The sequence below is a fragment of the Micromonospora sp. PRAS1 genome (assembly GCF_059553435.1).
Genome location: NZ_JCANNB010000026.1, coordinates 56059 through 69289 on the forward strand (window position 1 = coordinate 56059; position 13231 = coordinate 69289).

A 13231-nucleotide genomic window follows, 5' to 3' on the forward strand; every position below is an offset into this window, starting at 1 on the left:
GCCGGCGGTCACCTCGCTCGTCCGCCGCGCCCGGCCGGCGCGCGGGCCAGCCGGAAAAACCCGGATGCCGGCCGATGCGCTCGGCGGATACCGTGCGGGCCATGTCCCGCCTGGAGATCCGGCCGTTCACGGCCGCCGACGTGCCGGCCTGCGGCGCGTTGCTGGCCGACCGGCACCGCCGCCACCGGCTCGCCCAGCCGTTGCTCTCGCCGCGCTTCGAGACCGTCGACGTCGCCGTCGCGGAGCTGACCGCCGCGTTCGAGGCGAAGGACGCCTCCGGGGCGGTCGCGCTCCGGTCCGGCGTGCCAGTGGGGTTCGTGCTCGGTGCACCGAAGGCGTCTCCGCTGTGGGGGCCGAACATCTGGGTCGAGGCGGCCGGGCAGGCGGTCACCGAGGCCGAGGTGATGCGCGACCTGTACGCGTCCGCCGCGACCCGCTGGGTCGACGAGGGCCGCACCGCGCACTACGTGATCGTGCCGGCCCAGGACGAGGAACTGGTCCGGGCCTGGTTCCGGCTGGGCTTCGGCCAGCAGCACGCGCATGCCATCCGACCGTCGACGAGGCTGTCGGCCGGGGCCGGCGGGGTGTCGGTGCGGCGCGCCGTCCGGGCCGACATCCCGGCGCTCGCCCGCCTCGACCTCGAACTGCCCACGCATCAGGGCCTCTCCCCGACGTTCTCGGCGGGTCGGGTCGGGACGCTTGAGGAGAGCCTCGCCGACTGGGCGGACGACATCGACGACCCGGGGTACGCCACCTTCGTCGCCGAACGCGACGGCACGGTGATCGGCTCGGCCATCGGGTGCGCGCTGGAGAAGTCGAGCAGCCATCTCGGGCCGGCCCGTCCGGACAACGCCGCCTTCCTCGGGTACGCAGCGGTCTTTCCGCACGCCCGCCGGGCCGGCGCCGGCCGGGCACTCGGCACGGCGGTCGTCGACTGGGCCGTCGACGGCGGCTTCGACAGCGTGGTCACCGACTGGCGGGTGACCAACCTGCTCTCCTCGCGTACCTGGCCGAGGCTCGGCTTCACCGAGACGTTCCTCCGGCTGCACCGCATGATCGGCCACTGAGCGGCCGGCCCGAGCCGTCCGGCGATCGGGCGGCATAAATCGGGATAGCGGTACTTCTCCACCCAAACTTCATTACCCTGCTCGCTGACCAGTAAGTGGCAGGAGCAGCTGATGAAGATCGGATCATGATGACCATCGACCTCGTCGTCGTGGGCTGCGGTGGCCACGGTCGGGAGATCGCCCAACTGGTGGCGGCGGTCAACGAGGCGACCGGCCGACTGGCCTGGCGGCTGCTCGGCTTCGTCGACGACGATCCCCCGGAACACAACCGGAAGCGGGCCGAGGCGGTCGCACCGTACCTCGGCACGCTGGCGGCGCTCGGCCAGTTGCCGCCGCAGACCCATGTCACGCTCGGCGTGGGTGATCCGCGGATCCGGCGGGCCGTGGCCACCCGGGTCGACGCGCTCAACCTGCCCGCCGCCAGTCTGGTGCATCCGGACGCCACGGTCGGTGCCGATCTCGTCTCGGCCGAGGGTCTGGTGGTCTTCGCCGGTGCCCGGATCACCACGAACGTCACCGCGGGGCGGCACCTGCACGTCAACCAGAACGCCACCCTCGCCCACGACTGTGTGGTCGGTGACTACGTCTCGCTGCACCCGCTCGCCGCCGTCTCCGGCGACTGCCGGCTCGGCGACGCCGCGCTGATCGGCGCGGGCGCCGTCGTGCTGCCCGGGCTCCGGATCGGTGCCGGTGCGACGGTCGGCGCCGGCGCGTGCGTCGTACGGGACGTGTCCGTGGACCTCGTGGTCAAGGGCGTACCGGCGCGTTGAGTCGCGCCCTCAGAGCACGAAAGCGTCGGTCCAGAGCGCGCCGGAACGGCCGGAGAGCGCGTCAAGCATCGCCACCGCCTGGCCATCGGTGAGCTGGGCGACAAAGTCCACGATGGCCCGGCCGCGGGCCCTGCCGATCCGGTCCGGGGTACGCGGATGCAGCTCCGCCTCGGCCAGTTCCACCAGGTCGTGCAGCCGCCGGGGCAGCCGGGACTCCTCCTCCGGGTCGAGCAGCCACTCCAGCAGCGCCTCGACAAGCGTGCCGAGCAGGCGCGCCTGCCCCCGCTGGTGCAGCGCCAGGTCGGGCCGGGCCAGCACGAACCGGTGGTGGACGAATTTGAGCACCTGCACCTCGTGCCACTGCGCCGGGGCCAGCAGCACGTGCCCGGAGCGCATCGACGGCTGCTCGACGACGGTGATCGCGTCGACGAACCGGGTGGTCCAGCGGGCGGAGAAGCGGGCCACGTACTGCTCGGCCTCGATCGAGCCGTCGAACGGCAGGGCGAGCAGCCCCTCGACCACCTCCTCGCGGACGTGCTCGACGGCGGCGGCGAACGCCTCGTCGTCGGCGATCCAGCCGTCCTTGCGGTGCAACTGGCGGCGCAGCCGCTCGATCGCCGCGCCGGGCCGGCGGGCCGAGGTGGTCAAGGCGGCGTCGGTGATGCCGCGCAGGCTCGCCCCCTCGCGCTGCCAGGCCATCAGCTCGGCGGCCACCGCGCCCTGCTGGAGCACACCGACGCGGTAGAAGTCCTCCACGTCGTGGATGGCGTACGCGATGTCGTCGGCGGTGTCCATCACCGACGCTTCCACGGTCTGCTGCCAGTCGACGATGCGGCCGGCGAACGGGGCCCGGGCCTGCCGCAGGTCGTCCAGCTCGGTGCGGTACGCACCGAACTTCGCCGAACCGCTATCCGGGTCGTCCGGCGGCGGGCTCGCCCCGCGCGGCGGCGGGTCCAGCAGGCGCGGATGCGGATCGGGATGGTCGAGGCGGGTCCACGGGTACTTCAGCATCGCCGCCCGTACCGCCGCCGTCAGGTCGAGCCCGGTGGTCGCCGCGCCCCGGATCTCGGTCGAGGTGACGATCCGGTACGACTGGGCGTTGCCCTCGAACCCGTCGGGCAGGCCGAGCCGGTGCCGGGCGAGCCGGTCCAGCACCCGCTCCCCCAGGTGCCCGAAGGGCGGGTGACCCAGATCGTGGGCGAGCGCGGCGGCCTCCACCACGTCCGGGTCGCAGCCGCCCAACTTCTCCACCAGGTCGCGCTGCCACCCGTCGGCGGTGAGCCGTTCGGCGATCGCCCGGGCGACCTGGGCCACCTTCAGGCTGTGGGTGAGCCGGTTGTGCACCAGCAGGCCGGAGCCGCCCGGACTGATCACCTGCGTGACGCCACCCAGCCGGGTGAAGAACGGCGAGCCGACGATGCGGTCCCGGTCGGCCCGGAACGGGCTGGTCGCGAGGTCGCCGAGGGCCCGGGCGCTGCCTCCGAAGAGGCGTCGGGCGCGCGGCTCCACAGGTGGTTCCATGATCGCCACGGTAGCCCGGCAGAATGCACCACGGAACCCACACCCGAAGGCGGAGCGACATCGTGACCCTCTCTGTTCATCAGCGCATCGCCGAAGAACTCGGCGTCGCCGAGCGCCAGGTACGCGCGGCCGTCGAGCTGCTCGACGGCGGCGCCACCGTGCCCTTCATCGCGCGGTACCGCAAGGAGGCCACCGGGCTGCTCGACGACACCCAGCTGCGCACCCTTGAGGAGCGGCTGCGCTACCTGCGCGAGCTGGACGAGCGCCGGACGGCGGTGCTGGAGTCGATCCGCGCCCAGGGCAAGCTCGACGAGGCCCTGGAAGCGCAGATCATGGCGGCCGACTCGAAGTCCCGCCTGGAGGACATCTACCTGCCGTACAAGCCCAAGCGCCGGACCCGGGCCCAGATCGCCCGCGAGGCCGGGCTGGAGCCGCTCGCCGACACGCTGCTCGGCGACCCCACGCAGGACCCCCGGGAGACAGCTGCCGGTTACGTCGACGCGGACAAGGGAGTGGCCGACGCCGCCGCCGCGCTGGACGGGGCGCGGGCCATCCTGATCGAGCGGTTCGCCGAGGACGCCGACCTGATCGGCACGCTGCGCGAGCAGATGTGGTCGCGGGGCCGGCTGGTGGCCAAGGTACGCGAGGGGCAGGAGAGCACCGGAGCGAAGTTCGCCGACTACTTCGACTTCGCCGAGCCGTACCCGAAGCTGCCCTCGCACCGGATCCTGGCCATGTTCCGGGGCGAGAAGGAGGGCGTGCTCGACCTGACCATGGACCCGGAGGCCGAGGGCGACGCCGACGCGCCGGTCACCGGCCCGACCCGGTACGAAGCCGCGATCGCCGGCCGGTTCGGGGTCAGCGACGCCGGTCGGCCCGCCGACAAGTGGCTCGCCGACACGGTGCGCTGGGCCTGGCGTACCCGGATCCTCATCCACCTCGGCGCCGACCTGCGGATGCGACTGTGGCAGGCGGCCGAGGAGGAGGCCGTCCGGGTCTTCGCCACAAACCTGCGTGACCTGCTGCTCGCCGCGCCGGCCGGGGCCCGGCCGACGATGGGGCTGGACCCGGGGCTGCGTACCGGGGTGAAGGTGGCAGTGGTGGACGCCACCGGCAAGGTGGTCGCCACCGACACGATCTATCCGCACGAGCCGCGCCGGCAGTGGGACGCCTCCCTGCACACCCTCGCCACGCTTGCCGCGAAGCACGGCGTCGAGCTGGTGGCGATCGGCAACGGCACCGCCAGCCGGGAGACCGACAAGCTCGCCGGTGACCTGATCAAGCGGCACCCCGAGCTGAAGCTGACCAAGATCGTGGTTTCCGAGGCAGGGGCGTCGGTCTACTCGGCCTCCGCGTACGCGGCGCAGGAGCTGCCCGGGCTGGACGTGTCGCTGCGCGGCGCGGTCTCCATCGCCCGCCGCCTCCAGGACCCGCTCGCCGAGCTGGTCAAGATCGACCCGCGCTCGATCGGCGTCGGGCAGTACCAGCACGACCTCTCCGAGGTGAAGCTCTCCCGGTCGCTGGACGCCGTGGTCGAGGACTGCGTCAACGGCGTCGGGGTGGACGTCAACACCGCCTCCGCGCCCCTGCTCACCCGGGTCTCCGGCATCGGTGCCGGCCTGGCCGAGAACATCGTGCTGCACCGGGACGCCAACGGCCCGTTCCGCACCCGGGCCGAACTGAAGAAGGTGGCTCGGCTGGGGCCGAAGGCGTTCGAGCAGTGCGCGGGCTTCCTGCGCATCCCCGGCGGCGACGACCCGCTGGACTCCTCAAGCGTGCACCCGGAGGCGTACCCGGTGGTGCGCCGGATCCTCGCCGCCACCAACCAGGACCTCCGGTCGATCATCGGCAGGAGCAACATCCTGCGCGGGCTGCGCGCCACCGACTTCGTCGACGACACCTTCGGCCTGCCCACCGTCACCGACATCCTCGCCGAGTTGGAGAAGCCGGGCCGCGACCCGCGGCCGGAGTTCAAGACGGCGACCTTCGTCGAGGGCGTCGAGAAGATCAGCGACCTCACCCCCGGCATGGTCCTGGAGGGCGTGGTCACGAACGTCGCCGCGTTCGGCGCGTTCGTGGACGTCGGGGTGCACCAGGACGGCCTGGTGCACGTCTCGGCGATGTCGCGCACCTTCGTCAAGGACCCGCACGAGGTGGTGAAGTCCGGCGACGTGGTCAAGGTCAAGGTGCTCGACGTGGACGTACCGCGTAAGCGGATCTCGCTCACCCTGCGGCTCGACGACGAAACGCAGCCAGGCGGCGGTGGCGGTGGCCGTGGCGGGGTAGACCAGCGGGGTCGAGGCGGCCCGACCGGGCAGGGCCGGGGTACGCCGGGCCGCGGTGGTCAAGGGCGTGGTGGCCAAGAGCGAGGCGGACAGGCACGCCAGGGCCGAGGCGGAGCGGGCGCGCCCGCCGACGGGGCGATGGCCGACGCGCTACGCCGTGCCGGTCTGCTGTGAACTCGGTGAAGGCATAGGGGCGCTTGACAGGAGCGACGTCGAGGGCCATCGCTGTAGTCGGCATTTCCCGGGTCGGCGGAAACAGCCGAGGGCGGCGCAGCGCGTGGAACCAGTGCGGCGACTTCGGATGTCTGCTGAGGTCGACGATCGTTGTCATATTCGATGACCCTGCCGGCGGGCCGCGGCGTGGCCGCGGCCGGCAGGGTCCGCCGCACCAACCACGTGATGTCCTGCGCCGTCTCTCGCCGGCGTCCATCCTTTCGGAGGTAGCGCATGAACATGGCAACCCAACTTCGACGTCTGTCCCGGCATCCGGTAGCGGCGTTGCGGAGTCCGATTAGGGCCGGCTTCTTCACTCGCCGCCACCCAGAGTTGGGCCATCTCATCGGCCAGGTCCGCGAGCGCCGGTTGACGTTTCTTCCTCACGAGGGCCTCATCGACCTCGCTGAGGCGGTGCTCGCGATGGAGCGCCGCGGCCTGCCCGGCGCCGTAGTCGAGGCGGGCGCAGCTCTCGGCGGTTCCGCCATCGTCATCGCGAAGGCAAAGGCCCCGTCGCGGCCGATGAAGGTCTACGACACGTTCGGGATGATTCCTCCTCCGGCTGAAAGGGACGGGAACGACGTCCACGAACGTTACGCGAAGATCGCGAGCGGCAAGGCAACCGGTATCGGCGGGGACACCTATTACGGTTACCGCGACAATTTGCTCGGCGAGGTCAGCGACAATTTCCGCACACTAGGCGTGCCCGCGGAAGCCCACTCCGTGGAGTTCGTGCAAGGCCTGTATGAGGACTCTCTGCGCGTCACCTATCCGGTGGCCTTCGCTCACGTGGACTGCGACTGGTACGAGTCGGTGATGACGTGTCTGCGTCAAATCGAACCCCAACTCGTCCCAGGCGGACGGCTCGTTATTGACGACTACGACCAATGGTCCGGATGCCGGACCGCGGTCGACGAGTACTTCGCGGGCCGGACCGGATACACCTTCGTCCGGCGGAGCCGGCTGCACGTCGTCAAGGCGGGCTGACCTGACGGTACCTCACTCGCCCGTCAGCGGATGCCGTGCGCACAGCCCGTCGCTCGTTCCGTTCCTTGAAGTAATACATCAGGCCCAGCACCAGCATGACCCACGTCGTCCGGTTACCGTTGATGTCGCTGGACGTCTGAGCGACCGCGATCCAGTAGGCACCAAGGCCGAGCATCGCCGCTGATTCCCTCGTTCGCGAGTTCATGACATAGCCACTGATCGAGAAACCCGCGAGCACCAGCACGAGCGCTCCAGCGAGCCAACCACCCTCCACGAAGATCTCGAGTAGGAAGTTGTGCGGATAGATCGGACTGTCCCGACCCCCGTAGACAAACTGGATGGCCGGGATTGCGACGAAACCGTCCCACCCCAGGCCTAGCGGGTTCCGGCCGATCACGCTGAGTGCCTCGCGCAGCAGGCCCTCCCGGGCCACGTCAGTGACGTCACCCCCCATGAACTGCGATATCCGCTCCGGATGGCGCACAGACGACTCGACCACGGCCCAGGCCGACGCAGTGACAACGACGGTCCCCAAGGCAAACGCGGAGACGCGCCGGCCGTGCATGGCCTTGCCGAAGAACAGCGCCGCCAGAACGGCCAGCGCCAAGGAGATGAGCGGACCACGACTGCCCACCATGACGACAAGGCCGGTACAGAACACGGCGATCGCACACCACCACAGCCGACGGCGACCGGAGGTCAGGACCATCATGATCGTCGCGACGACCGAAGCCGCGCCAATGACCCGCGCGGTTGCGATCGTTGTTGTCCCTTCGACGTTGAGCCGGTGATACACCGTCCACGCAGCATCGTCTCGAAGGAGGATGGCCGCGATTGCCGTCGCCAGGCCGGTCCCCACCGAGAGGTACAGCCAGAGCCGCTGTGGCCGGGCGCTCGCGAGGAGGAGGCATGGTCCGAGGGCGCACAGCAGCGTCAGTGTGTACAGCAGGGCGGCCTTGTACGCACCCCGATCTGTACCGATGTTCATCGCTGCGCCGATACCGAAGACCGCCCACAACCCGAACACGCACGCGACCGCCCGCCAGTCGTATGCGCGCCCGCACAGGAAATATATGCCGACGGCGAGCCCGGCGGCTATGCCAAAGAACAATGTGAGATCAATCGGTGAACTGGCGAAGATCGGCGACCCCTTTACGAGACCGGCGTAACACAATCCGAACAGGGCGATGCACCCCAGTGCATACTTCTGGCGGGGCTTGTGTTCGGTCAGCGGAGGCAAAGCCATCGGACATCAACTCCAAGATGATTCGGCCGCGACCGCTCCGGCCGGTACCGCTACGGGACGGCGGACCCGCCAGAGCGTGAACAGGCGACCACCAGAAACGGCTAGCGCGCCGAGCGTCAGGAGCCACAGATATGGGTGGCCGGCAAGCACGGCCAGGGTGAGCCCAACGGCGACGAGCACCGTGGGTGCGGCGACTGCGATCCGCCGCCAGGCTGGCAGACTCAGTGGGCTCCGCCATACTCGAACGCACATGAATGCCACCTTCCATCCGACGATGGCCACGGCGAGCACCGTGATGTCGCCAGCAATGGCGGTGAGTGCGACGGCGGCGGTGCCGACAGCGTCGAGCGCGTTCAGCCCGGCGCTGCGCCACCAGGCACCAGCGGCCATCTGGGCGGCATCGCTGATGACCGACAGGAATCTCGCCGGCACCGACGCGAGCAGCAGGCCGATCGTTGCCGCAGTGCCCTCCCACTGACCGGGCAACGCCCCACCCACTACGGTGATCACGCCAACACCCACAGCCGCGGCTCCGCCGGCAAGGGCGGCGACGGTCGACATCAGACGCTCAGCGAGTGCCGGACGGGCCTGCTCGTCCTGCGCCGCGAGCGTCGACAGGACCGACTTCACCAGCGGCCCCGCCACCATCGCGGTGAGCCCGACCGTCACCTGATAGGCGAAGAAGTACACGCCCAGCAGCGACGGCTCGGCGACAACCGACACGACGAGGAAATCCACCTGGGTGGGCAACAGTTGGGACAGCGCCTGCGCCGACCACGCGCCGCGCACCCGCCAGCCGACCGCCGCCAGCCGATCACCGTCTCGCTCCGGCCACTGTCGGGTGCGAGGAGACAGCAGGACGATCATCGCGACGGAATAGAGCAACATCGCGGCCGCGAACGCAATTGCCGACTCGGTCAGCCACGCAACGGCGAGTCCCAGGGCGGTTCGCGCGGCGGCAGACATCGCCTGGGCGCGCACGAGCCTACCGTTCTCGGCTTGCCGCACATAGGCCGCGTACAACAGGTTGCACTCGCCCAGAAGCGGCAGGTTGAGCGCAATGAGCGCGACCAGGACCGCCACGTCATGGCGACCGGAATACCAGTAGCCGCCGACGACGGCGAGGGCGCCAGCGGTGAGAACCGCGTTCAGCCGCCAGATGGCGCGCCGCACCTCGCCGAGGCTCCGTACGCCACCCGCGAGGTAACCATTGACCTCACCGAAGTTGACCAGGCCGGTCAGGACCGCCATCGACGCCGTCGCCGTCGCCCACATCCCGAACTGTGCCGGGGAGAGCCACACCACGAACAGCACCTGGCTGACCGCAACCATGGACTGTACGACCACTGTGCCCGCGGAGAGTTGCGCCACACTGCGCAGAACAATCCCGATGCCGGCTGCCGTCGTCGTCACCTACGTCCGCCGGATGAACGTGATGGCCTCCATATCTCGGAGTGAGTGCTCGTACACTCCGCCCGCCTTGTGGTAGCCAGACTCCACAAGAAACGTGCGCTTCCCCAAGATTGCGGCGGGGACGGCGACGTGGAGCCGGTTGGTGACGGCTGCGGCGGCCCCGGAGATAGCCCGTGCGAACTCGTCGAAGCTCGCCCGTGATGGATCGCTGATGTCGAAACACCACGGACTCATCGGCATGCGTGAGGTTGCAAGCTCGGAACTCACCGTGGTCAGCATCCGACTGTTCGCCGCGATCTGCCGATCACGCGTGGTCCGCTGTCGGATGGAAACCAGCGTCCGGTGCGGCAGACGGCGCAGTCCGCGCACGGCCATACGTCGGTACCAGGTGCCGCGGTCGATTGGCCCATCCATGCGTCCGGCCTCGACACCCAGTCGCGCGACAAGGAGCAGGCCGTCATCGCCATTCGCACGCCGAGTGACGTCCCCGAGCGCTTGCGCAACGTACGAATTCCCACTGATCACCATGTCGTGGTCGAGCTCAAGCGTGACTCCGGCGCGGGCCAGACTCTCGCCCCACGCGTCGCACAGGTGGCGGTGTGATCGTTGCTCGCGTGAAATCCACAGTGTGGGCGCTCGACGACCGGCGAACATGGTTGCCGGATCGTCCCGCTCGAACCAGCTCGAGTGCGGAAAGATGATCAATGGCAGATCCGGCAGCTGGGCCAGCCGACCGGCCAACAATGCCGGCGCCTGGTAGCGGTCCAGCAGCGCGCCGCCCGGACGGACCAGGAGCAGGCTGGCTTCGCTTGGGCGGCGCACCAGCGTGATGCCCAGATCGCGCAGGACCCGGCGGAACACCCGACCGAGCAACTCGTCGCCGTTGTTCCCCAACGGGATCGCCCGTGGTCCGACGAACTCGACCAGGTAGCCGGCGTGGCCGCGCCAGTCGGCCAGAAGCGACCGCAGCCCACTCAGATCGGGCAGCTGTCCTACCGGTGTCATCGCGTGCCTTCCTTGCTCAATGCCCTGAGGTAGGTGTGCACGACCGCTTCGATGGCGCAGTGCGACCGGGCATACCGCTGGGCAGCGGTCGAGTACTCGATCCAGCGATCTCGGTCATTCCACAACTCCGCTACCGCCGCAGCGATCGCCTCGGGGTCCGCCGCCACGACCCAACCGCAGCCCGCGTCCCGGACGGTCCGTCCCATGCCGCCCACGTCCGTAACGATCGCCGGAAGCCCGCACGCCATCGCTTCGACGAGGGCACCAGGGAGCCCTTCCTTCTCCGATGGAAGGACCAGCAGGCTGACGTCCGCTGCGAGGACCGTCGACACATCAGCGCAATAGCCCCTGAGTTCGACCGCATCCGTCACCGCCAACCGGCTCATCCGGTCGCGGAAGAACTGCTCATACTCAGGGTCAGCGAAGGGGCCGACGAAGATCGCCCGTGCCTCGGAAAAACCTCGCTGGCGTAACAGCGCCAGGCTTTCCAGGACCAGGTCGGGCCGCTTGCGTGCGGAGAGCTTCCCGACGAACCCGAGCGTCTGCGACAACGCGCGCCGGTCCTCGCCGGGCGGCACCAGCGGAGCGAACCGAGCGGTGTCGACAGGATTGTGCATGGGAACAATGCGCTGGGACGGAAGTCCGAGGGCGGCGTATTCCGATGCGATGTCGTCGGAAAGCGCCAAGCCCACCGTTGCCCGGGACACCAGCAGCCGACGCAGCGCAGGGACAAGCGGAATGCGGCCGGATCGCGCGGAGAGCGACAGGTCGCCACGTGCGGCCAGCACCACGAGCAGGTAGCGACGCCGACGCACGATCGCGGCGAGCGCAGGCAGTAGATTGAACACTGCAGCACCATGAAAATGGACCATGTCGTACTGGCCAAGATGGCGCAGCAGCCACCCCGTCACCCGGAACGACCAGCGCACCTGCTCCAGCACCGTGTATCGCCGAAATGTCATGATCGGCACCGACACCGTCGCCCACGGCAGGCCCGCGTCCTGGAGGTCCCGGACGCCGTAGAGCACTGCGGTGTGGTGTTCTCGGGATACTGGTTCCAACAGCCGGTTCAGGAATACTGCCGGTCCGCTGTACGTGGTTCCGGTGCCGTATGGATTGACGACCGCGATCCTCATCGGACTCTTGTCAGATGTGAACGAGCTCATGAGACACGCTCCGGTCGGGTCAGGGTGGCGGTGACGGCGCTGTTGATCGCGGCCGCATGCGCGCTCGGTGTCCAGCGCGTCTCGACCTCGTACCGGCATGCGTCAGCTACCGTCTCCGGCTCGGCGCGCACGCGGTCCAACCACTCGGCGATCACCTCGGCAAGGCTTTCTGCCGATCCGTTGACATAAAAGCCACCGGTCTGCCCGGGGCGGATGCATTCGGATTCGGGCGCGCGGTGATACTCGTCGTCCGACGTGATCATTGGTCGCCCGTAGCTCAAGCTCTGGACAGCCGTCAGACCGGCGTACACCGGCACCACGGACACACTCGTGCGCTCGTAGATCAACCGCAGCTTCTCCGCTCTGTAGATCGGCCCGGTGAGCCGCAGGTCGACGCCGAGGTCGTCGGCCATGCGTCGCAGGTTCTCCCGCTCCGGACCGGTCCCGACCAGGACCACGACGACCTTGCGGCCGGTCCTGGCGAGATGGGCGGCCGCAGCGACGATCAGGTCGAGCCGCTTCGCCGTGGTGAGACGCACGACGGCGGTCACGACGTCAACGTCGGCCCCGGGCAGGAGGGTGTCGAGATCCTCGATGTCGATCTCGCCCCGTGTTCCAGTCGCCGTGATGCTCGATACATGGCTGTTACCGATGATCGTGATCCGCTCTGCCGGGAAGCCGAGTCCCGTGCCGATGCGCGCGGCAGTGTGCCCGTACAGAAGCAGAGTGTGGGCGAGCCGGTAGAAGGCCATCCGTACTCGCATGCGCAGCCCTGCATCCGGCCGGTGCCAGCCGATTGTCCAGAAGAACACGGGCTGTCCGCGCAGCCGGCACAGCAGTGCACCCACCCACGTCGACAGGTATTTCATATCGCCGAGAAACACGACGGCGTGGTGGTGCTCCCGCCTGAGCACCGAGAGCAGTCCCGTCTGCCACAGGAAGGGTCCGAACCAGTGATTGGTCAACCGGAAGAACCTGCGAAGGGACGTTGGCGGAATGGTCGGGATCGTGCCGTCCCGCGACACCGTCCCGGCCGCGAACTCGTATGCCACGTCGCGGCTGCGCTCCAGTTCCGCGAAGACTCCGCTGCGGTAGTGCGGCAGATGCTGGTACACGATGAGAACGCGCGGCCGGTCGTCCATCATGTCAGCGGTCCCGTCAGCTCGTAACCGTCTGGCACCTGTCCCGGCGTCGTATCCCGGGCCGGAAAGCGCGAGCGGATCGGCCGCGCTGGCCGGCCAACGCAGATTGTCTCCGGTGGCAGGTCCCTGGTCACGAGCGATCCCGCGCCGACGATCGTCCGCCGCCCGATGCGCACGTTGCCCACGACGATCGTGCCGAACCCGATGAGGTTGTCCCCTTCCAGATACACGGTGGAGCAGGGCAACCGGCCCTGGGTGTGGATCGTCTGCGTGGGGTCGTCGAAGGCGTGGTCGTTCCCGACGAAAGCTACCGACGCTGAGACCATGACGTCGTCTCCGAACACGGCGTTGGTCATGCAACGGAAGTCCGGACCAATCGAGACACGATCAGCCGCGCTGAGCGTCAGGCTGCGGGC

The 13231-nt window shown here is 69.1% G+C and carries 10 protein-coding genes and 1 pseudogene; 4 read left to right on the forward strand and 7 right to left on the reverse strand.

Going from position 1 to position 13231, the window contains the following annotated elements:
• Nucleotides 1-101: 101 nt before the first annotated feature.
• Nucleotides 102-1067 (forward strand): GNAT family N-acetyltransferase, encoded by a 966-nt coding sequence (locus AC507J_RS22520; RefSeq protein ID WP_496291158.1) that lies wholly within the window; start codon nucleotides 102-104, stop codon nucleotides 1065-1067.
• A gap of 125 nt (nucleotides 1068-1192) precedes the next feature.
• Nucleotides 1193-1837, forward strand: coding sequence for a NeuD/PglB/VioB family sugar acetyltransferase (locus AC507J_RS22525; protein WP_496291159.1), 645 nt, complete (start codon nucleotides 1193-1195; stop codon nucleotides 1835-1837).
• A 9-nt stretch (nucleotides 1838-1846) separates the two neighbouring features.
• Here the strand turns inward: AC507J_RS22525 and AC507J_RS22530 are convergent, their stop codons facing one another.
• Nucleotides 1847-3358 (reverse strand): deoxyguanosinetriphosphate triphosphohydrolase family protein, encoded by a 1512-nt coding sequence (locus AC507J_RS22530; protein WP_496291160.1) that lies wholly within the window; start codon nucleotides 3356-3358, stop codon nucleotides 1847-1849.
• On the opposite strand from AC507J_RS22530, the pseudogene AC507J_RS22535 reads away from it, so the two are divergent.
• Both AC507J_RS22535 and AC507J_RS22540 read left to right on the forward strand, forming a co-directional pair.
• Nucleotides 3357-5817, forward strand: a pseudogene (locus AC507J_RS22535) (Tex family protein). The gene AC507J_RS22530 and the pseudogene AC507J_RS22535 sit on opposite strands and share 2 nt — an antisense overlap.
• A gap of 279 nt (nucleotides 5818-6096) precedes the next feature.
• On the forward strand, nucleotides 6097-6843 hold the full coding sequence (locus AC507J_RS22540) for a TylF/MycF/NovP-related O-methyltransferase (protein ID WP_496291161.1): 747 nt from the start codon (nucleotides 6097-6099) through the stop codon (nucleotides 6841-6843).
• Here AC507J_RS22540 and AC507J_RS22545 read toward each other — a convergent pair.
• Genes AC507J_RS22545 through AC507J_RS22570 form a run of 6 tightly spaced genes read right to left on the reverse strand, consistent with a single transcriptional unit; the run spans nucleotide 6830 to nucleotide 13171 of the window.
• Nucleotides 6830-8089 (reverse strand): O-antigen ligase family protein, encoded by a 1260-nt coding sequence (locus tag AC507J_RS22545; protein WP_496291162.1) that lies wholly within the window; start codon nucleotides 8087-8089, stop codon nucleotides 6830-6832. The two genes, AC507J_RS22540 and AC507J_RS22545, sit on opposite strands and share 14 nt — an antisense overlap.
• A gap of 6 nt (nucleotides 8090-8095) precedes the next feature.
• On the reverse strand, nucleotides 8096-9502 hold the full coding sequence (locus tag AC507J_RS22550) for an oligosaccharide flippase family protein (RefSeq protein ID WP_496291163.1): 1407 nt from the start codon (nucleotides 9500-9502) through the stop codon (nucleotides 8096-8098).
• Entirely contained in the window at nucleotides 9503-10507 is a 1005-nt protein-coding gene (locus AC507J_RS22555; protein ID WP_496291164.1) for a polysaccharide pyruvyl transferase family protein, read from the reverse strand.
• The gene (locus AC507J_RS22560) at nucleotides 10504-11643 is read right to left on the reverse strand and encodes a glycosyltransferase family 4 protein (RefSeq protein WP_496291165.1); all 1140 of its coding nucleotides are present in this window, start codon (nucleotides 11641-11643) and stop codon (nucleotides 10504-10506) included. Before AC507J_RS22560 ends, AC507J_RS22555 begins: the two co-directional genes overlap by 4 nt.
• Before the next feature lie 26 nt (nucleotides 11644-11669).
• Complete coding sequence (locus AC507J_RS22565; protein ID WP_496291166.1) at nucleotides 11670-12818, reverse strand: glycosyltransferase; 1149 nt, start codon at nucleotides 12816-12818, stop codon at nucleotides 11670-11672.
• Nucleotides 12815-13171 carry an acyltransferase gene (locus AC507J_RS22570; RefSeq protein WP_496291167.1) on the reverse strand — a complete coding sequence of 119 codons (357 nt, stop codon included), beginning with the start codon at nucleotides 13169-13171 and terminating at the stop codon, nucleotides 12815-12817. The genes AC507J_RS22565 and AC507J_RS22570 overlap by 4 nt, the downstream gene beginning before the upstream one ends.
• Between the last annotated feature and the right edge of the window lie 60 nt (nucleotides 13172-13231).